Origin of the sequence: Stenotrophomonas sp. CFBP8994 (assembly GCF_034044835.1) — a bacterium.
GTDB lineage: Bacteria > Pseudomonadota > Gammaproteobacteria > Xanthomonadales > Xanthomonadaceae > Stenotrophomonas > Stenotrophomonas rhizophila_A.
Window position 1 is genome coordinate 351,118 of record NZ_JAXCWT010000001.1, and the last position, 20,579, is coordinate 371,696.

16 protein-coding genes and 2 tRNA genes are annotated in these 20,579 nt (G+C 66.6%); 12 read left to right on the forward strand and 6 right to left on the reverse strand.

The features are described from left to right. Positions 1-221: 221 nt before the first annotated feature. Positions 222-500, forward strand: coding sequence for a hypothetical protein (locus tag SOM39_RS01700; RefSeq protein WP_093532477.1), 279 nt, complete (start codon positions 222-224; stop codon positions 498-500). A gap of 412 nt (positions 501-912) precedes the next feature. Here SOM39_RS01700 and SOM39_RS01705 read toward each other — a convergent pair whose 3' ends face one another. From SOM39_RS01705 to cydD, 3 genes are all read right to left on the reverse strand, one after another. Continuing rightward, complete coding sequence (locus tag SOM39_RS01705; RefSeq protein WP_320457287.1) at positions 913-1,245, reverse strand: hypothetical protein; 333 nt, start codon at positions 1,243-1,245, stop codon at positions 913-915. Between the two features lie 619 nt (positions 1,246-1,864). Continuing rightward, positions 1,865-3,535, reverse strand: a complete 1,671-nt coding sequence (gene cydC, locus SOM39_RS01710; RefSeq protein WP_320457288.1) for a thiol reductant ABC exporter subunit CydC — start codon at positions 3,533-3,535, stop codon at positions 1,865-1,867. Further along, complete coding sequence (gene cydD / locus SOM39_RS01715) at positions 3,532-5,259, reverse strand: thiol reductant ABC exporter subunit CydD (protein WP_320457289.1); 1,728 nt, start codon at positions 5,257-5,259, stop codon at positions 3,532-3,534. Before cydD ends, cydC begins: the two co-directional genes overlap by 4 nt. Positions 5,260-5,484: 225 nt before the next feature. Between cydD and SOM39_RS01720 the strand changes: the two genes are divergently transcribed. The 11 genes from SOM39_RS01720 to SOM39_RS01770 all read left to right on the forward strand — a co-directional run bounded on the left by SOM39_RS01720 (position 5,485) and on the right by SOM39_RS01770 (position 17,680). Continuing rightward, the gene (locus SOM39_RS01720; RefSeq protein WP_068853169.1) at positions 5,485-7,074 is read left to right on the forward strand and encodes a cytochrome ubiquinol oxidase subunit I; all 1,590 of its coding nucleotides are present in this window, start codon (positions 5,485-5,487) and stop codon (positions 7,072-7,074) included. A gap of 15 nt (positions 7,075-7,089) precedes the next feature. Continuing rightward, positions 7,090-8,244: a cytochrome d ubiquinol oxidase subunit II gene (gene cydB / locus SOM39_RS01725; RefSeq protein ID WP_320457290.1), complete on the forward strand. Its 1,155-nt coding sequence runs from the start codon at positions 7,090-7,092 to the stop codon at positions 8,242-8,244. Positions 8,245-8,336: 92 nt separating this feature from the next. Next, the gene (gene cydX, locus SOM39_RS01730; protein ID WP_093532473.1) at positions 8,337-8,450 is read left to right on the forward strand and encodes a cytochrome bd-I oxidase subunit CydX; all 114 of its coding nucleotides are present in this window, start codon (positions 8,337-8,339) and stop codon (positions 8,448-8,450) included. Positions 8,451-8,528: 78 nt separating this feature from the next. After that, a tRNA-Pro gene (locus tag SOM39_RS01735) sits at positions 8,529-8,605 on the forward strand. A gap of 138 nt (positions 8,606-8,743) precedes the next feature. Continuing rightward, positions 8,744-8,820 (forward strand) — tRNA-Pro (locus tag SOM39_RS01740). Between the two features lie 194 nt (positions 8,821-9,014). Continuing rightward, positions 9,015-10,226 (forward strand): MFS transporter, encoded by a 1,212-nt coding sequence (locus tag SOM39_RS01745; RefSeq protein ID WP_320457291.1) that lies wholly within the window; start codon positions 9,015-9,017, stop codon positions 10,224-10,226. A gap of 381 nt (positions 10,227-10,607) precedes the next feature. Then, positions 10,608-12,644, forward strand: coding sequence for a poly-beta-1,6 N-acetyl-D-glucosamine export porin PgaA (pgaA, locus tag SOM39_RS01750; RefSeq protein ID WP_068853179.1), 2,037 nt, complete (start codon positions 10,608-10,610; stop codon positions 12,642-12,644). Positions 12,645-12,660: 16 nt separating this feature from the next. Then, on the forward strand, positions 12,661-14,544 hold the full coding sequence (pgaB, locus tag SOM39_RS01755) for a poly-beta-1,6-N-acetyl-D-glucosamine N-deacetylase PgaB (protein WP_414715851.1): 1,884 nt from the start codon (positions 12,661-12,663) through the stop codon (positions 14,542-14,544). 7 nt (positions 14,545-14,551) lie between these two features. Next, positions 14,552-15,799, forward strand: a complete 1,248-nt coding sequence (pgaC, locus tag SOM39_RS01760; RefSeq protein ID WP_320457293.1) for a poly-beta-1,6-N-acetyl-D-glucosamine synthase — start codon at positions 14,552-14,554, stop codon at positions 15,797-15,799. Further along, on the forward strand, positions 15,796-16,275 hold the full coding sequence (gene pgaD, locus SOM39_RS01765; protein ID WP_320457294.1) for a poly-beta-1,6-N-acetyl-D-glucosamine biosynthesis protein PgaD: 480 nt from the start codon (positions 15,796-15,798) through the stop codon (positions 16,273-16,275). Before pgaC ends, pgaD begins: the two co-directional genes overlap by 4 nt. A gap of 121 nt (positions 16,276-16,396) precedes the next feature. After that, positions 16,397-17,680 carry an OmpA family protein gene (locus SOM39_RS01770; protein ID WP_320457295.1) on the forward strand — a complete coding sequence of 428 codons (1,284 nt, stop codon included), beginning with the start codon at positions 16,397-16,399 and terminating at the stop codon, positions 17,678-17,680. 37 nt (positions 17,681-17,717) lie between these two features. On the opposite strand, the gene SOM39_RS01775 is transcribed toward SOM39_RS01770, so the two are convergent. From SOM39_RS01775 to SOM39_RS01785, 3 genes are all read right to left on the reverse strand, one after another. Continuing rightward, positions 17,718-18,965, reverse strand: coding sequence for a glutamate-5-semialdehyde dehydrogenase (locus SOM39_RS01775; protein ID WP_320457296.1), 1,248 nt, complete (start codon positions 18,963-18,965; stop codon positions 17,718-17,720). A gap of 153 nt (positions 18,966-19,118) precedes the next feature. Then, positions 19,119-20,270, reverse strand: a complete 1,152-nt coding sequence (gene proB, locus SOM39_RS01780) for a glutamate 5-kinase (protein WP_320457297.1) — start codon at positions 20,268-20,270, stop codon at positions 19,119-19,121. Between the two features lie 13 nt (positions 20,271-20,283). After that, on the reverse strand, positions 20,284-20,544 hold the full coding sequence (locus SOM39_RS01785; RefSeq protein WP_068853199.1) for a YciI family protein: 261 nt from the start codon (positions 20,542-20,544) through the stop codon (positions 20,284-20,286). Between the last annotated feature and the right edge of the window lie 35 nt (positions 20,545-20,579).

Consider the following 20,579-nt stretch of genomic DNA (forward strand, 5'->3'; position numbering starts at 1 on the left):
TCGTTACAATGGGCCTTACGGCGGAGAAATCCTGGGGAGGGTGAACGTGGACCAGTTGGCCAGCCCGAAAGACGCTCTAAACGACGAGTCCCGGCAGTTCGCACGAGCGGAGACTCTGCCAGACCTTGCGCATGCGAATCGCATATACAACTTGGGTCCAAAGAGGTTCCTGCCATAGGATTGACACGTCGAGGCAACCTACCATCTAACGGGGGGAACAAATGGACGTCGAATCGAGGCTGGCAGTTCTCGAACAAAACCTGATGGAACGGCTAGCAGCGGAAATCGCGCAGGATGCTGTTCTAGACGCGTTGATAGCAACACACCCTGATCAACGGGCGGTTCGAAATGCATACCAGGCCATTTCTGCATATCGTTTAACGCAATTCGGCGACCTGGGGTTCGAGCAGCAGGCACCCGCAAATAGTGTCGCTAATGTGTTTGGACTGCTTCGTGAGCAGTTCGACGCTTGGCAGGGGAAGCTCTCGACGGACATCTAACCGCAAGCCAGCAATTGCACAGCTAGCAGGCGAGTCGACCACGCCCAGTCGCGGCCAACACCCACGCCGGCACGACGGATTCCCAGCTTAGAACTACTTCGCCATCTTCTCTTCCATCGCCGAGCGCTGGATCCGGCTCATCCCGGAGCCGCCTTTGTAGCCATCAGCGTGCTGAATTGTCGGGTCCTCCAGCGCGCTCTCAAGAGAGGGAGCAGCCTGCCCAGCAGCTGCTGCGAGCGTTGTTCATGATAGTCCAGCTTGGCCGAGTCGGATTCGGTGTCACGTACGCGGTCATACACAGTTGCGCACTGGGTGGCCCGGTCTTGGTGACCACCCCAGCTTAGCTGGGGTGGGCGACGGTGTGGTGCGTACGTCGGATTGGTGGACGGATTTTTGCAAAAAGGGCCCGGTATTACTGGCTGGGTTGCTGGCGCTGTCTCTCGAGGCGGGCTTTTTGCAGGCGGCCCATTTGGCGGACTTTGGGGATGGCCGGGTCGGGTTCGGGTTCTACGGTGAGCTGGATTCCGCCGGGGATAAGTTCCAGCTTCAGGCGGGCGCCTACGTCCAATCCTGCCCTGCGCATCCAGAGGCCACGCAGTTTTACGCAGGGGATGGGGATGTCATCGTTCTCGTCGTTGCCGCCGGGGTGGTACAGGGCTTCGACGCGGACGCGGGCGGGCTGGGTCACGTGAAGCTTGCGCTTGCGGAGTTCGGAAGACGGGGTGTCAGGCCGGGAACTGTGCATGGTGGACCTCCAACAAGAAGCTCCCTCGCCGGATGGCGAGGGAGTCGGGAGGCTGAGAACCGTAACAAGATCCGGGCATGACGTATTCCCACAAGGGTATTTTATTCCGTCACCCTCCCGACGCAGGACGTCGAGCGTGTTGCACTTGTTAGGAGTTTCTCAGGCTCCGAGCGCACACCATGCGTTGGAGCGAAGCTTAGCTCCAATTGTTTCTCTCTTGAGTTCGGCTTGCTTCAATTGAGCCTGTCTACTGTGATGCCGTGATGCGCCTGATCGCCGCCATTTGCTTGCGGCACGTCGCGTTCCGGATGGAACCGCATTACGTTGCGCATTGAGCAATGAGTGGCGTCGTGGGAATGTTGGCGCCGGAATGGGATGTCACATCTGGCATGGAGTGCGCGGTTGATCTGGTGTCCATGCGTTAATGGGCCGATCGTTGTTATCGGCGGTCGTCTTGCGACCGACCCTACCGATTCGTCGGCCGGACGGGTGTGGTGGTAGGGTCGCATCCCTATCGACCGCCGATGACGGGTCATCGCGCGATGGGGCATGACGTTTGGAGCAACGGCGGTTGCGTTTGGCGTCCATGCATCAATTGCCGACCATCTCGGAGCCGGCGTTACGACAGCCTGCCTTCGCGCAGGTGGTAGCTGCGGTGGACGATGCCTTCCGGCAGCTCGTCGTGGGTGATCATCACCAGGCTTCTGCCGTGCAGCGCCGCCACCATGTCATGCAGCAGGGCATGCGCGGTATCCACATCCAGCCCTTCCGTTGGCTCATCCAGCAGCAGGATGGGTGAGCCGCGCAGCAAGGCGCGCGCCAGTGCCAAGCGGCGCGCCTGCCCGGCCGACATCGTGGCGCCGTTCTCGCCCACCCAGGCATTGAGCCCGCCGATCTGCGCCGCCCAAGTCTGCAGCCGCACGTCGGCAAGTACTTGCCACAACCGTTCATCAGTAGCCTGCGCATCGCCCAGCCGCAGGTTGTCGGCAATGCTGCCGGCAAACACCGGCGCGCTCTGCGGCAACCACGCGATCTGTTTGTGCCACGCGTCCTGGGCGACATTGCGGATGTCCTGCCCGCCGTACAGCACGCGACCTTCGTCGGGGTCCCACAGGCGCAGCAGCAGCGCGGACAAGGTGGTCTTGCCGCTGCCGCTGTCACCGCGGATGGCAATGCGATCGCTCGGCGCCACGGTGAGCTGCACGCCCTCCAGCAGCGCCCTCGCCTGCCCCGGCCACCGGAACGCCACCTGTTCCAGCTGCAGCGTGGCTGCCTGGGCAGGCAGCGCTACCGGTGCCCCCGCATCCTGCACGCCGGGCGGCTGGTCCACGATGCTTTCCAGGCGTCCCGCCGCCACGCGGCCGGACAACCACGACTGCCAGGCAAGCCCGATACCGGCCCACAGCTCAATCAGCGCCACGGTGAGAAACACCAACGCCGCCGCCAGCGCCGCATCGATCGCGCCGCGCTCGAATCCGCGCAGCGCCACCCACAGCATGCCGACCAGGCCGACCGAGGCGCACAGCCCGTGCAGCGCGTTGCCGCCCACCAGCCGCCAGCGGCGCCGGCGGTCGCGCGAGCGCAGCTGCTTGGCCGCGACCAGCACGCGCAGGTTCCAGTCTTCGCGAGCGTGCAGTGCGGTGAGGTCGGCCGCGCCTTCCAGTCCTTCGAATGCCTGCGTGCGCAGCTGTGCACGGTGCAGCGCGCGGTCGCGCTCCTGCCCGCCGGCGCCGCGCACGGTAAGCCACGGCACGCCCACGCCGATGGCCAGCGCCAGCACGGCCAGCAACAATGCGGCCGGCGGGTAGATCAGGCCGGCGGAGAACACGGCCACCAGCGAGACGCCGCCCAAGGCCAGCAGTGGGCCGATGGCGCGCACCAGCAGGCCGTCCACTTCGCCGATGTCCGACATCAGCCGTGCCAGCAACTCGCCGGTGCGGATGCCGGCCAGCCGCGCCGGAGCCAGCGGCAGCGCGCGGCGGAAGAACCACACGCGCAGGTCGCGGGCGATGCGCAGGGTGACGTCGTGCCCGACCAGTTTTTCGAAATAGCGCGAGACGATGCGCGCCATGGTCAGGCCGCGGATGCCGGCCGAGGGCGAGAAGAAATTGAAACCGCTGCCCAGCCCGGCTGCACCGGCCAGCGCGGCGGCGGTAAGGAAGCCACCGGACAGCCCGAGCAGCGCGGTGCCGGCCAGCATCGTGGTCCACAGCAGCAGCACGGTGAGCAGCAGGCGGCCGCGATGGCGGGTGAACACCTGCTTCAGCGAATCGTCGCGGTGCGGGCTCATGCCGGCTCCTCCGTGGTCTGCGCGCGCCCACTGGCGGTGAGCACCAGCCGCGTGTCGGCCCAGCGCATGGCGGTGTCGCTGTGGGTGGCGATGACCACGGCGCGGTCGCGGGCGAACGCGGCCAGGGTCTGCAGCAGCGCAGCTTCGGTATCCGGATCGAGGAAGGCGGTGGGTTCATCCAGCAGCAACAGCTGCGGGTCGCGCAGCAGCAGCCGCGCCAGGCCGATGCGCCGTGCTTCGCCACCGGACAGGCCGAAGCCGCGTTCGCCAATCACGGTGTCCAGGCCATCGGGCAGGTGCGCCGCGAAGCGCATCACCTGCGCCGCTTCGGCTACTGCGTGCAGGCGTGCGTCGCTCACGCCGGGGTCGGCCAGGCGCAGATTGTCGGCGATGCTGCCGTGGAACAGGTACGGGCGCTGCCCGGCGTAACCGACCTCCAGCCCTGGGCGCAGCACGATGCTGCCCTCGCGGGGCGGCAACCAGCCGGCCAGCGCTTCCAGCAGCGTGCTCTTGCCGCTGCCGCTGGGCCCCACCAGGGCCAGGCGCTGGCCCGCCTCGATCTGGAAAGACAGCTGCTGCACCACATCGTGCGAGGCGCCCAGCGGGCGCAGCACCAGGTTGCGCACCACCACTGGCGGTGCATGCTGTTCCAGCAGCTCCGGCGCGCGTGCGGCTGGCGCCGCGTCTTCGACGGCCGCAGCGGCCGGCAGCTCGCCCAGCAGGCGCTCCACTTCCGCAGCGGCGGCCAGTGCGTTGGCGCGGTCGTGGTAATGCGCGGCCAGCCGCCGCAGCGGTGCGTAGAACTCCGGGGCCAGCAGCAGGCAGAACATGCCGGCACCCAGGGTGGGCACGGCGGCATGCAGCGACATCAGGCCCAGATAGCTCAGGCCCAGGTACAGCGCGACCATGGCCACGCTGACCGAGGCGAAGAACTCCAGCACGGTGGAGGACAGGAACGCGATGCGCAGCACTTTCAGGGTGCGCTCGCGCACGCCTTCGGCGGCGGCGGCCACGCCGTCCAGTTCGGCCTCGCCACGGCCGTACAGGCGCAGCAGGCCCAGGCCCTTGATGCGGTCGGCGAAGTGGCCGCTCATGCGCGCCAACTCACCGAGCTGGGCACGGCCGGCAGCCTCCGCGCCCCAGCCCACCAGCATCATGAAGAACGGCACCAGCGGTGCGGTGAACAGCAGGATCAGGGCCACCACCCAGTCCACGTACGCCACGGCCAGCAGGATCAGCAGCGGCACGACCACCACTTCGATCCGCACCGGCTGGTAGCCGGCGTAATAGCTCTCCACCGCGTCGGCATGGGCCAGCATCAGTTCGCCGAGCTCGCCGGTACGTTGCTGGCGCAGCCACAGCGGCCCCAACCCCAACAGCCGGCGGTACACCCGCTCGCGCAGGGTCAGCCGGGCCGCATCGGCCACATCGCCGGCGGCGGCCTGGGTGGCGCTGCCCAGCAGGGCCCGCACCGCCAATACCGCCAGCAGGCCCAGCATCACCGGGATGGCGGCGGCCACGGGACGGTGCTCGACCAGCACCGCCTGGATCAACCAGGCGATGGCCGCGGCCTGCCCGATCAGCAGTGCGCCGGACATGCATATGCATAGCGCGGCCAGGCGCTGGCGGCTGCGGGCGCTGGCGGCCAGCCCATTCAGCCATTGCAGGCGCTGCCGGCGCAGGGCGGTGGTCTCGATGGCGGACGCGTCGGGGGGTATGCTCAAAGCGGATCACTGGCGGCCACAGGGAGGTACCGACCATTGTAAGGGGCGCCGGCCTACCCTCCCGGTGCGGCGCGCGGTCGCAGGTCGGATGCCTACGATCCCCCTCCCTGCCCGTTCGTACATTGATCTGAATCAAGGCTAATAGAAGTTGCTGGTCACAGAATTCACTCCGTAGACCCCCTTCCCGCCACCTGAAACGGCAAAACCCCACGAGGTAGCCAGGCCATGATCGATTCGACAGTCGTAGAACTGTCGCGGCTGCAGTTCGCTTTGACCGCGATGTACCACTTCCTCTTTGTTCCCCTCACGCTTGGCCTCTCGTTCCTGGTGGCCATCATGGAAAGCGTGTACGTCATGACCCGTAAACCGGTCTGGCGCCAGATGACCCTGTTCTGGGGCACGCTGTTCGGCATCAACTTCGCCATCGGCGTGGCCACGGGCCTGGTGATGGAGTTCCAGTTCGGCATGAACTGGTCGTACTACAGCCACTACGTGGGCGATATCTTCGGTGCGCCGCTGGCGATCGAAGGGCTGATGGCATTCTTCCTGGAAGCCACGCTGGTGGGCCTGTTCTTCTTCGGCTGGAAGCGGCTGACCCCGGTCAAGCACCTGGCGGTGACCTGGTTCATGGCGCTGGGCACCAACCTGTCGGCGGTGTGGATCCTGATCGCGAACGGCTGGATGCAGAACCCCACCGGCGCGGTGTTCAACCCGGACACGATGCGCATGGAAGTGGTGGATTTCGCCGCGGTGCTGTTCAACCCGGTGGCCCAGGCCAAGTTCGTGCATACGGTCAGCGCAGGCTACGTGACCGGCGCGATCTTCGTGATGGGCATCAGCGCGTTCTACCTGCTGCGCGACAAGCACAAGGACATGGCGCGCCGTTCGTTCGCGGTGGCCGCGGCGTTCGGCCTGCTGTCGTCGCTGTCGGTGGTGGTGCTGGGTGACGAAAGCGGTTATGCCGCCAGCGAACACCAGAAGATGAAGCTGGCCGCGATCGAGGCGATGTGGGAAACCGAGCGCGCCCCGGCCGATTTCACCGCCTTCGGCATTCCCAACCAGACGACCCAGCAGAACGATTTCGCCATCAAGATTCCGTACCTGATGGGCCTGATCGCCACGCGTTCGTTCAACCAGCCCATTCCGGGCATCCTGGAACTGGTGGAACGTGCCGAGCACCGCATCAAGGGCGGCCAGCTGGCGTACGGCGCGCTGGAGCGCGTGCGCAAGGACAAGAACGATGTCGAGGCGCGCGAGATGTTCGACCGCCACTGGCAGGACCTGGGCCATGGCCTGCTGCTGAAGCGCTACCGCGACGACATCCTCAATGCCACGCCGGAGGAGATTTCCAAGGCGGCGATGGACACCGTGCCGCGCGTTGCACCACTGTTCTGGACCTTCCGCATCATGGCCGGGCTGGGCTTCTACCTGATCGCGTTCTTCGCGGTGGCCTTCTACTTCTCCTGCCGCAACACCTTCCACGAGAAGCGCTGGTTCCTGCGTTTGGCGGTGTGGTCGATTCCGGCGCCGTGGATTGCGATCGAGTGTGGCTGGTTCGTGGCCGAATACGGCCGCCAGCCGTGGGCGGTGGACGGCGTGCTGCCGACCTTCTACGCCGCGTCCGGTCTGGCCCTGCATGAAATCCTGACCACGCTGGCGGTGTTCACGCTGACCTATACGGTGCTGCTGATCATCGAGGTGAAGCTGATGCTCAAGACGATCCGCACCGGGCCGGCCGACATTCTTCCGTCGCTGCAGCCTTCACGCACGCCGCTTCCCCACCATGCCGCCACGCCGGCCCCCGGCCAGGCATAAGGCAGGAGATTCCAGATGGACATTCTTGGACTTGATTACACCACGCTGCGCGTGATCTGGTGGCTGCTGCTGGGCATCCTGCTGGTGGGCTGGGCGGTGATGGACGGCTTCGACCTGGGCGTGGGCACCCTGCTCCCGTTCGTGGCCAAAACCGATGAAGAACGGCGCACGGTGATCAACACCGTGGGCCCGGTTTGGGAAGGCAACCAGGTATGGCTGGTGCTCGGTGGCGGTGCGATCTTCGCCGCGTGGCCGCCGCTGTATGCGGTGAGCTTCTCCGGCTTCTATCTTGCGATCTTCGCGATGCTGTTCGGGCTGATCCTGCGCCCGGTGGGCTTCAAGTACCGCAGCAAGATGCCGAGCAAGCGCTGGCGCGACACGTGGGACTGGGTGCTGTTCGTGGGTGGGCTGCTGCCGGCGCTGATTGCCAGCGTGGCGGTGGGCAACGTGCTGCTGGGCGTGCCGTACCACTTCGATGACAGCATGCGCATCTTCTACACCGGTTCGTTCTTCGGCCTGCTCACCCCGTTCGCGCTGCTGGCCGGGCTGGTCGGCGTGGCGATGATGGTGTCGCACGGTGCGGCCATGCTGGTGCTGAAGACCGACGGCCCGGTGGCCGAGCGTTCGGCGCGTTACGGCAGTATTGCCGCGCTGCTCAGCTTCGTGCTGTTCGCTGCGGGCGGTGCCTGGGTGGCCTTCGGCCTGCCGGGCTACGAGATCACCTCGCAGGTGGTCACCGACGGCTCGACCAACCCGCTGTTGAAGACCGCTGCGGTGGGCACGGCGGCCGGTGGCTGGCTGCGCAACTACAGCAGCATGCCGCTGACCCTGGTGTTCCCGCTGCTGGGCCTGGCCGGTGCGCTGGCCAGCGCCGTGCTGCTGCGGGCCCGCCGCGGCATGGCCGCATTCCTGGCTTCGGGCGCTTCGATTGCCGGCATCATCCTCACCGTGGGCTTTGCGATCTTCCCGTTCCTGCTGCCCTCGTCCAGCCAGCCCAGCGGCAGCCTGACGGTGTGGGATGCCTCGTCCAGCCAGCTCACGCTGTTCATCATGCTGGTGGCCACGGTGATCTTCCTGCCGATCATCATTGCCTACACCAGCTGGGTCTACCGGGTGATGAAGGGCAAGACCACGGCTGAAGACATGGCCGACAACCCGAACGCGTATTGATATTGCCGAGCGTGCCGACCAACGGTCGGCACTTACCGAAAATCCGCCGACCCACGGTCGGCACCTACCGAAGTGACATTGGAGGTTTTGCCATGTGGTATTTCGCCTGGATCCTCGGCACCGGCCTGGCCTCGGCCGCCGCCATCCTCAACGGCATGTGGTTCGAAGCACGCGAGGTCGGCGCCACCGACCGCGACGCCCGGTAGCACACGACCGTTGGTCGTGTGACCTTTCAAAAAAAGGTTGCCGATAATCCCTTCACACCGTATCCTTGTCGGCTCCTTCGGGGTGTAGCTCAGTCTGGTAGAGCGCTACGTTCGGGACGTAGAGGTCGCAGGTTCGAATCCTGTCTCCCCGACCACTCCGGTGGTCGCATTGAAGCCTGGAAACGTGATTTCCAGGCTTTTTTGTCAAGGTCGTGGCAACACGGCATCCGAAGGTGAACAAACGGCCCCCCTTGCCGCCGAAGGGTGGGATCGATACAATAGGCGGCTCCTTACGGGGTGTAGCTCAGTCTGGTAGAGCGCTACGTTCGGGACGTAGAGGTCGCAGGTTCGAATCCTGTCTCCCCGACCATACAAGTGGTCACATTGAAGCCTGGAAGACACATGTCCTCCGGGCTTTTTTGTATCTGTCGTCCGCAAGCAGCCACGCAGCGCGTGGCGCTACCGCGCGTACAATGCGGCAGCGTTTGTCCTTCACGGCCTGCGCCGAGCGCCCGCACTCCGCTGCACCCCCACGTGCCGCGCCACCTGCAAGAGATTCCTGCCATGACCCCTGCCGACCCCCATTCCACGTCCCTGCTGCGCGGACGCGTGCTGGCGTTTTCCGCCATCCTGCTGGCCGCCCTGAACCTGCGCACGGCGGTGACCTCGATCACCCCGCTGCTGGACCAGCTGGGCCAGACCTTTGGATTCGGCACCACCATGACCGGCGTGCTGGGCATGCTGCCCACGGCCTCGTTCGCGCTGTTCGGGGTGACCACGCCGATGGTGGCCCGCCGGATCGGGCTGGAGCGCACCGCCCTGTTGGCGATGGTGCTGGCGGCGGTGGGCCTGCTGCTGCGCTCGATGGCCGGCGGCGTGGGCAGCCTGCTGTTCGGCTCGGTGGTGGCGCTGGCCGGCATGGGCATCGGCAACGTGGTGGTACCGCCGCTGGTGAAGCGCTACTTCGCCAACCGCGTGGGCACGGTGAGCACGCTTTATATAACGGTGCTGCAGCTGGGCACGATGGTGCCGGCGCTGATGGCGGTACCACTGGCCGAACAGGCCGGCTGGCGGGTGTCCCTGGGCATCTGGTCCATCTTCGCGGTGGCCGCTGCCCTGCCCTGGATCGCGCTGGCCCGCCGCCGCCCGCACCCGGACCCGCTGGATACCGCCGCCGACCCGGCCGCGCAGCCACACGGCAAGGTCTGGCGCACGCCGCTGGCGTGGGGCATGGCGTTGATGTTCGGCATGACCTCGCTGATGACCTATTCGATGTTCACCTGGCTGCCGCGCATCGTGGTGGAAGCGGGGGCGACGCCGGCGTTCGGCGGGATCATGGTGGCCATCTTTGCGGCCCTGGGCCTGGTGCCGTCGCTGACCATGCCGGCGTTGGCGGTGCGGTTGCGCAATCCGTTCCCGCTGGTGATTGTCGGGTTCAGCGCGTTCCTGATCGCGTTCGCCGGGCTGCTGTTCGCGCCGATGAAGGCGCCGTGGCTGTGGGCGGTGCTGCTGGGCATCGGCCCCTCGACCTTCCCGCTGGCGCTGACCCTGATCAACCTGCGCACCCGCACGCCGGCTGGTTCGGCAGCGTTGTCCGGCTTCATGCAGGGCGTGGGCTATGCCTTCAGCTGCCTGGGCCCGTTCCTGTTCGGCTGGCTGCATGCCATCAGCGGCGCCTGGTACCTGCCGTTCGGGTTCCTGCTGGTGTGCGCGGTGGTGTTGCTGTGCGCGTCGTGGGTGGCGTGCAAGCCGCAGAAGCTGGAAGACGTGTGGTGACGTCGGCGCGGACACGCGGGGCGTGGCGCCCTGTTTCGGTGAATGCATCACGGATTGTGCGCACCTAGTGACGTAGCGTGTCGGAAACTGACCTGCGTTGCGGGTCAGCAGGCATGGCAGTAACCCCGGGGTGTCATGGCCCCGGGGCCGATGAATGGTTTCAGGGTGTGCAGACCCCGGGAACAGCGCCGTGGCGGCGGCCGGATGGTCTTGTTTTTCAACAACTTGCAGTCCCCATCACGCCTGTTTTCACAGCTGCGGAGGTCGTGTTGCGCCTTAACAATTTGTCTACATTGACGAAGTCGTGCACGATTGGCATGTGATGTGCGTCACATTTCCACGCACAAGTAGATTCTCTGAAGGGATGCTCCCGGGGGTTCCATGTACAAGCATCGGCCGCTGGCGCTCTGCGTCGGTTTGGTATGCGCCACACTCTGTCTGACCGCTCTGCCTGCTTCGGCGGCCACCTCGCGGGAAGATCACCTGGCGGAAATCAGCACCTACCGTGACCAGGCGCGCTGGCTTGACGCGCTGGGCGCGATCGAGCGCGCCCGGGCGGATGCGCCCAACGATGACCTGCTGTATCGCCTGCAGGTGCTCACCCTGTCCGACATCGGCAATGCGCACCGTGCGTGGCAGCTGTACCAGGCGCGCCCCGACCTGTTCGACGAGGCGCAGAAGCAGCGCTTCGAAGCCAACTACCTGGCCAAGCGGGTCGGCTGGAGCCTGGCCTACGGCGCCAGCGAAGACACCCGCCTGGACGAAGCCGAAGACGCGCTCGCGCAGATGGAGCGCTACCTGCAGCGCGACGGCCTCACCGTGCAGACCGCACCGCTGCGCATCCGCTATGACCGGCTGATCCTGCTCAACCGGCTGGGCCGCCACGAGCAGCTGCGCGACGAATACCGCGCCCTGCTCGCCGAAGGCCATGAGGTGCCGAACTACCTGATGGCGGCCGTAGGCGATTCGCTGATGGCCAGCCAGCATCCCGACGAAGCCATCCCGGTCCTGGAAGCGGCGCTCAAGGCCGATCCGGGCCGCTCCGAAGTGCATTCGGAACTGGCCTATGCGCACCTGGAAAGCGAGCGCGCCGATACCGCGATCAACGTGCTCACCCAGTGGCAGGCGCAGGAGCCGGCGTGGCGCTGGGCCAAGGGCGCACGCGCGCCCTACGCCAACTGGCCGCGCTATGAGGCCGATCTCAACCTGTCGATGATCCGCGCCTACAGCGGTGACCTGCCCACCGCCCAGCACGATCTGGAAAAGATGGTGGAACTGGCCCCGGCCAACGGCGGCACCCAGTCGTCGCTGGGCAACGTCTACATGATGCGCGGCTGGCCGCGGCGGGCGCTGGAGCGCTACAGCATGGCCAATACGCTGGACCCGCGCGACGTCTCGGCGCGCCTGGGCCAGTACGACGCCTATGTGCAGCTGCAGCGCGATGACCTGGCGCGGCCGATCCACGATTCCCTGCTGGAACGCTACCCGAACCAGTCCTCGGTGCAGCGCATGGACCGCAGCTGGAAGGCCCACCGCGGCTGGCAGCTGCATGCGTACGCCGAAGGCGGCCGCAGCGAAGGCGGCGGTGGCACCTCGCCGCTGGGCAATGACGATGCGCGTTACGGCGTGGAACTGCAGTCGCCGGTGATCGACGACCGCTGGCGCGTGGTGACCTTCGCCGACCGCCGCAGCGTGGATTTCCAGGACCAGACCATCCGCCCACTGTGGTTCGGGCTGGGCACGCGCTACCGCTTCGGCCGCGCCGACGCCGAACTGTTCGTCAACCGCGCCAATGACCACATCGGCGATACCGGCCTGAGCGCCGGGTTCGGCTGGCAGTTCAGCGATACCTGGCACGCCGGCGTGACGGCGGCACGCAACGCCGCCGATGCCTCGCTGCAGGCGCGCATTTCCGGCATCACCGCCGACAGCGTGGCACTGGCGGTGGATTACCGCCGCAACGAGCTCACCCACTGGAGCGCAGGCGCCAGCCAGTTCCGCTACGACGACGGCAACCGCCGCGACACGCTCAGCACCAGCATCGAACAGCGCCTGCTCACCCGCCCCACCCTGTTGCTGGATGGCCTGGGCAGCCTGTACGCCAGCCGCGGCAGCCGCGACGACGTGCCCTACTTCAATCCGTCCGAAGACCGTTCGGCGGAAATCGGCCTGCGCGTGGACCAGCAGTTGTGGCGCCACTACGAGCGGCATTTCCGCCACCGCCTGACCGTGTCGCTGGGCAATTACTGGCAGCAGGGTTTTGGCAGTGCGCTGGTGCCGTCGGCCGAGTATCGCCACGAGTGGCAGCTGGCCGATGGCCGGATCTTCGAATACGGGATCAGCTGGTCGCGGCCGGTCTACGACGGCAACCGTGAACGACACATCGGCCTTGATGCCGGCCTGCGCTGGGGACAATGAGATGCGACACATGGACTTGAAGCGCTTTACCTCCTGGCTGCTGCTGGCCGTGCTGGCCGTGTGCGGCAGTGCGCACGCCGCCCCGCCGGTGCTGGATTCGGCCGACAACGGGCTGCTGGTGCTCAGCTACCACGACATCCGCGACGACGTGGCCACCAAGGGCGACCCGGACGCGTACTCGGTGAGCACGCAGAACTTCGCCGCGCACCTGGACTGGCTCTCGGCGCACGGCTACCACCCGGTGTCGCTGTCGCAGCTGATCACCGCCTCGCAGGGCGGCGCGCCGCTGCCCCCGAAGCCGGTGCTGCTGACCTTCGATGACGGCCTGCGCAGCGTGTACAGCAAGGTGTTCCCGCTGCTGCGCGCCTACAACTACCCGGCGCTGGTGGCGGTGATCACCGATTACGTGGACATGCCCGCCGGTCGCCAGATCGATTACGGCTACCGCCCGTTCACCCGCGACGACTTCCTCACCTGGGAACAGCTGCGCGAGATGCAGCGCAGCGGCCTGGTTGAACTGGCCAGCCACACCGACAACCTGCACCACGGCGTGCAGTCCAACCCGCAGGGCAATTCGACCCCGGCGGTGATTACCCGCACCTACAACCCGGCCACGCAGCGCTACGAAACCGAAGCCGAGTACCAGGCACGGCTGCGTGCCGACCTGGGCCTGAGCGTGAAGCGCATCCAGGACAACGTAGGCGTGAGTCCGAAAGCGATCGTGTGGCCGTATGCGGCCTACAACGCGATGAGCAACCGCATCGCCGAAGAACTGGGCATGCCGGTGTCGTTCGACCTGGAAGGCCGCAGCACGCCGGTCACGCGCGACCTGCACGGCCTGGCCCGCCTGCTGGTGACCGGCAACCCGCCGGTGACCCAGCTGGCCTATGAGCTGCGCCGCGACGTCGAACGCGACGGCATGCGCGCCCTGCAGATCGACCTGGACGCGGTGTACGACAGCAACCCGGCCCAGCAGGCGAAGAACCTGGATGCGCTGCTCGAACGGGTCAAGAAGATCGGCCCCACCCACGTGTTCCTGCAGGCCTTCGCCGACCCGGACGGCAACGGCTCGGCCGATGCGCTGTACTTCCCCAACCGGCACCTGCCGATGCGCGCGGACCTGTTCAACCGCGTGGCCTGGCAGCTCAAGACCCGCGCCGGGGTGAAGGTGTACGCGTGGCTGCCGGTGCTGGGCTATGAGCTGAAGGACCCGGCGATCCGCAAGGCGCTGGCGATCGAGAGCCCGGAAAGCGATGGCATCTTCCGGCTCGATTTCACCAACCCGAAGGTGCGTCACATCATCGACGACATCTACGAAGACCTGGCGATCAACTCGTATTTCGAGGGCCTGCTGTTCCACGACGATGCCTACCTGCGCGACACCGAACTGGCCAACCTGCCGCAGGAAGGCGACGACGGCGCGCGCACCCAGGCGCTGATCGACTTCACCCTGGAACTGCGCGGCGCCGCACAGCGCTGGCGCCCGAAGCTGGCCACGGTGCGCAACCTGTACGCGCAGCCGGTGCTGCAGCCGCAGAGTGCCAGCTGGTTCGCGCAGCGCCTGGACCTGTTCAACAAGGCCTACGACCACACCGCGCTGATGGCGATGCCGTGGATGGAAGGCAGCCGCGACCCGCAGAAATGGCTGGACCGGCTGGTGCAGGCCGTGCGTGAGCACGATCCACAGCTGTCACAGACGATGTTCGAGCTGCAGACGGTGGACTGGCGCACGCAGAAGCCGATTTCCGGCACCGTGCTGCGCGCCCAGATCCGGCGCCTGCAGGCGCAGGGCGTGCGTCATTTCGCCTGGTACCCGGACGACTTCATTGCCGGGAAGCCGTCCACCTACGATGCGCGCGCGGCCATGTCGGCACGCACCTTCCCGTACGAGGAAAAGTGAGGCCGCCATGCATCCGCTCCTCTACCTGCTGTTCCAGTTCGCCTTCTTCTATCCGATGGTGATGGCGTTCTTCTGGATGTCCGGGGGGTTGTATTACTTCTTCCGCCGCGAGCGGAAGGCGCGGCTGCGCGACGATCCGCCGCCGATGGACAGCTACCCGTTCGCGTCGATCCTGATCCCCTGCCACAACGAGGCCGACAACCTGGCCGATACGCTGGGCGCGGCCCTGGCGCAGGAGTACCCGGATTTCGAGGTGATCGCCATCAACGACGGCAGCCGCGACGATACCGGGGCCCGCCTGGATGCGATGGCCGCCGAACACCCGCGCCTGCGCGTGGTGCACCTGGACCGCAACCTGGGCAAGGCCAATGCACTGCGCATGGGCGCACTGGCGGCACGTTCGGAGTACCTGGTGTGCATCGATGGCGATGCGATGCTGGAAGAACACGCCACCCACTGGATGGTCTGGCACCTGACCTCGGGCCCGCGCGTCGGCGCCGTCACCGGCAACCCGCGCATCCGCAACCGCTCCACCCTGCTGGGGCGGCTGCAGGTGGCCGAGTTCTCCTCGATCATCGGCATGATCAAGCGTGCGCAGCGCGTGTACGGGCGCATCTTCACCATTTCCGGGGTGATCGCCGGGTTCCGCCGCACCGCGCTGCACCGCATCGGCTACTGGGCTGATGACATGATCACCGAGGACATCGACATCAGCTGGCGGCTGCAGATCGACCACTGGGACATCCGCTACGAGCCGAACGCGCTGTGCTTCATCCTGATGCCGGAAACGCTCAAGGGGCTGTGGCGGCAGCGCCTGCGCTGGGCCCAGGGCGGCGTGGAAGTGCTGCTGCGGCATGGCCGTTCGCTGTTCGACTGGCGCAAGCGGCGCATGTGGGGGGTGCTGCTGGAATACATGTTCAGCGTGCTGTGGGCGTACACGATGCTGGCGATCATCGTGCTGTGGGCGCTGGGCAAGTTCATCCCGCTGCCGCAGGACCTGTACATCGCCACGCTGCTGCCGCAATGGCACGGCGTGATCCTGGCGCTGGTGTGCCTGCTGCAGTTCGCGAGCAGCCTGATCATCGACCGCCGTTACGAAACCCATATTGGACGTAATTACTTCTGGGTGATCTGGTACCCGATGGCGTACTGGCTCATCAGTCTGTTCACGACCCTGGTGGCACTGCCCAAGACGCTGTTGAAGCGTCGTGGCAAGCGCGCGATCTGGGTCAGTCCTGACCGGGGTATACGATGAACGCTTCCAAGCCGACCCGCCGCTACGACTCCCGCCTGATCCGCAAGACGCGCCAGCAGCCACGGCTGCAGCGCACCGCGTGGGGGTTTGTCACCATCGCGTTCTGGGGGTTCTATTTCTACCTCTGGGCGCCGCTGATCACCGCCCTTTCCTGGCTGCTGGGTGGGCAGCTGGCGTGGCTGCAGCTGTACGAGTACAAGCAGAGCGTGGACCCGTTCATCGTCATCGCGCTGCCGGTGATGCTGGTGTGCTGTTCGGTGCTGCTGATCGCCTGGGCGGAATACAACCGCATGCGTTTCGCCGGCAAGGACCGGCGCAATGCGCGCGCGGATGTGTCGCTGGAAGAAATCGCGCGCAACCTGGGCGCCAGCCCGGCGTTGGCCGCGCAGCTGGCCAACGGCAAAGCGGTGACCCTGCACATGGATGACCACGCCAGGCCGATCGGCCTGACCAACCAGAACATCCAGGTGAGATGACGGGTGGAGCCACGCCCTGCGTGGCTGCCCCGGATGTGTAGAACCCTTCACATCCCTGACCCAGCCCAGGCGTACGCTCCGCCTCGGAGACATCCCGCACTTCATTGTGAGGGGATACATCATGTCGTCTATCGAGACTTTGGTCACTGAAGTGGCCCGGGCCACCGGCCTTGGACCGAACGCCCAGAAATTCATCGGCGTCGTCATCGAGTACATCTTCAAACAGCCCGGCGGACTCGCCGGCCTGGCCGACAGATTCTCTGCCGCCGGGCTTGGCGATGTCTTCAAGTCCTGGTTCTCAGGCCAACCCAACATGCGCGCTGTCGATGCCGGGCAGATCCGCAGCGCGCTGGGCGGGCAGAGCATCGACGAAATCGCCGGCAAGGCCGGAGTAACGCCCGCCGTGGCCCCCGCGCTGCTGGCAACCGCCCTGCCGGCGATCGTCCGGGCGGTGACCGCCGGCGGGGTGATGCCGACCGCGCTTCCCGCTGCATTCACGGGTCTACTGGGCACGAAGGGGAAGAAGCGGACCCCCTTCCGCCTCTGGCGTTGGCTGCTGCCCTTGCTGGCATTGCTCGCGCTTGCGTGGTGCGGCTGGCAATCGCGCCACGTGGCCAAGGCGCCAGCGGTTACCGCGCCTGCCGCCAACGTCGCGGCCGTGTCCACCAACCCCACCCTGTCGTTCCAGAACACCGACGGCAAGGTGACGTTGAACGGCACATTGGGATCGGTGGCCGACAAGGCGAAGCTGCTGGGGGCCTTTGCGGGCGCCTATGGACAGACCAACGTCAGCTCCAACATCCAGGTGGATACCAGCGTCAAGCAAGCCAGCTGGCTGAGCCGGTTGGCCGACCTGATCCCCAGCCTGAAACAGAACGGGCTGCAGTTCGCATTGAACGGTGACTCGCTCAAACTGGATACGTCCAGGCTGCCCGAGGCCGAACGCACGGCGGTCAGCCAGCTGTTCCAGAAGGAGCTGGGCAATCTGGAGGTGGAGGGCCTGTTCGACAAGGGCGCTGCGGCACTGGGTGCGCTGCCGCCAGGCTTCAGCAGTGACGACCTGACCCAGGCGTTGAACCAGACCACGATCACCTTCGAAACCGGGTCGGCGGTGATTACCCGCAGCAGTGCGTCGATCCTGGACGGTGCAGCAAAAGCAATCCAGGCGGCGCCGCCAGGGGCGCGCGTTGAAGTGGAAGGACACACCGACAACGTGGGCAACGCCGAGACCAACCAGACGCTCAGCGAGCAGCGTGCGAAGGCCGTAGCGGCAGCCTTGGCTGCCCGTGGCGTACCTGCAGACCGGTTGCTGGCACGCGGGTTCGGCGCAAACCGCCCGGTGGGCGACAACACCACCGAGGCAGGGCGCGCGGCGAACCGGCGGATTGCCTACAAGGCGTTGTAACGACCCACCATCGTTACCTGACGCACCCGCGTGCCGGTCATGGCGCGCGGGTCTGGCCGCTGCCCTGGACCACGAAGCGTTCCACGGTGAGCGCTTCGAGGCCCATCGGGCCGTAGGCGTGCAGGCGCGTGGTGGAGATGCCGATCTCCGCGCCTAGGCCGAGTTCGCCGCCATCGGAGAAGCGGGACGAGGCGTTGACCATCACCACGGCGGCGCGCAGCGCGCTGATGAAACGCTGGGCGGCGGCCGGGTCTTCGGTGACGATGACTTCGGTGTGGTCGGAGCTGTACTGCTGGATGTGGGACAACGCCTGTTCGAGGTCATCAACGACGCGCACGGCGATGATCAGGTCGAGGTATTCGGCCGCGAAATCGTCCTCCGTGGCCGGCGTGGCCTGCGGCAGCCACTGCCGGGCACGCGCGTCAGCGCGCACCTCCACCCCGCGTTCGCGCAATGCGGCTTCAGCCTGCGGCAGGAACGTCGCAGCGACCTCGGCGTGGACCAGCAGGGTTTCGAGTGAATTGCAGGCCGAAGGGCGGCTGCATTTGCCATCCACCAGCAGCGCCAGCGCCTTGGCCGGGTCGGCGGCACGGTCCACGTACAGATGGCACACGCCTTTGTAGTGCTTGATCACCGGCACGCGCGCATGTTCGGCAACGAAGCGGATCAGCCCTTCCCCGCCGCGCGGGATGGCCAGGTCGATCAGGTCGTTGAGCTGCAGCAGGGTGAGCATGGTCTCGCGACGCAGGTCTTCGACCAGGGTCAGCGCCGAATCGGGCACGCCGGCCGCGCGCAGGGCGCGCTTGAGCGAGGCGGCGATGGCGGTGTTGGAATGGATGGCTTCGGAGCCGCCGCGCAGGATCACGCCGTTGCCGGCCTTGATGCACAGCGCTGCGGCGTCGGCGGTGACGTTCGGTCGCGCTTCGTAGATCATCGCGATCACGCCGAGCGGCACGCGCACCTTCTGCACGCGGATGCCGTTGGGGCGGACGTCGTCGCGGGTGATGCTGCCGACCGGATCGGGCAGCGCGGCCACTTCGCGGAGTGCAGCGCTGATGCCGGACAGGCGCGCCGGATTGAGGGCGAGGCGGTCGAGCATCGCGCTGCCGGTGCCTTTGGCTTCGGCGGCGGCGAGATCCAGCGCGTTGGCGGCCAGGATGGTGGCCGCGTCGCTGTCCAGCGCGTCTGCCATGGCATCCAGCAGCGCCGCCTTGGCCTCGGACGAAAGCTGCGCCAGTACCTGGGCGGCGTCGCGGCATTGGAGGGCTTGATCACGGATGTCCATGGGATCTCTCATCACGAAGGGTTTTGGCGCGTTTCAAAAAATCTTCGGGGCCGACGTCATATCTGGCTTCGAGGTCCACGTGGGACACGCATGGCGTGTCGCTACGCGTAGAGACACGCCATGCGTGTCCCACGTAAACCGGCCGACGCCCGTTTAGATCAGTACGAGATCATCCCGGTGGATCACATTGCCACCGTAGTTGTAGCCCAACACGCTTTCAATGTCGCGCGAATGCCGCCCGGCAACGCGGCGGATGTCGCTGGCCGAATACTGGCTGACCCCCCGCGCCAAGGTCACTTCACCGCTGTCGGTACGCAGCCGCACCTGCACCATGTCGCCACGGCGGAAGTCGCCTTCGGCAGCGGTCACCCCGCCCGGCAGCAGCGAGGCGCCCTTGTCGCGCAATGCTGCAGCGGCACCTTGATCCACGATGATCGCACCGGCCTCCAGCGGCGCATGCCGCAGCCAGTACTTGCGCGCGGCTTCACGGGTCTGCCCGGCATGGATGCGGGTGCCGAACAACCGGCCCTGCGCCAGCGCGCGCACCACATCGCCATCGCGGCCGTTGAACAGGCAGGTATCGATGCCGACGCGGCCGGCCTTGGCCGCCGCTTCCAGCTTGGTGTGCATGCCACCAGTACCCGCGCCACTGCCGGCGCCCCCGGCCATGGCCAGCACCTCCAGGCTCAGCTCCGGCACGTCGTGGATCGGCCGCGCCTGCGGATCGCGGCGCGGGTCGGCGCTGTACAGGCCGTCGATGTCGGTGGCGATGAACAGGATGTCGGCGTCGATCAACGCGGCCACGGTGGCGGCCAGGTTGTCGTTGTCGCCCAGCTTGAGCTCGTCCACCGACACGGTGTCGTTCTCGTTCACCACCGGCAGCGCGCCCAGCCGCAGCAGCTCGTTGAGCGTGGCGCGGGCATTGAGGTAACGGCGGCGGTTGCGCAGGTCGTCGTGGGTGAGCAGCACCTGCGCCACCGGGCGTTCGAAGAAGCGCTGCCACAGCCCGATCAGCTGCGCCTGGCCGAGCGCGGCCAGTGCCTGGCGCGCGGCCATGGCTGCGCCGGCTTCGATCGCACGTGGCACGATCGCCCGGCCCGCAGCCACCGCGCCGGAGGACACGATCACCACCTCACGCCCCGCCAGCAGGTTGGCTGAAACAAACTGCGCCAGGCCCAGCGCATGGCGCGGCGACAGCCCGCCCCCATCGGCGGCCAACAGGCTGCTGCCGACCTTGAGCACGGCACGCTTCCAGCCGGGGAGCAGCTGTTCGGGGAACGGGGACTGCACGGGCGTGGGGGTCATCGCGGGGGCTGCCTCAGCGGGTGGACCATTCGTGGACGGTGGCGGTGGCGCTGCCGAGCGTCATCAGGGGATCGGCATCGACGATGGCCTGCGCGGCGGCGCGGTCGGCCACGTTGTGCAGCACGTAGGCGCCGCCGGTCTTGTCGGTGAAGCCGCCGGTAATGAGCAGCTGGTCGCGGGCGCGCACCTCATCGAGAAAACGTGCGTGTTCGGCACCCGCTTCATCGCGGAACTCAGGCGTGCGGGTAACGAGTACCAGGTAGCAGATCTTCATGCGGAACTCCGTGGATTCATGCCAATACAGGAACG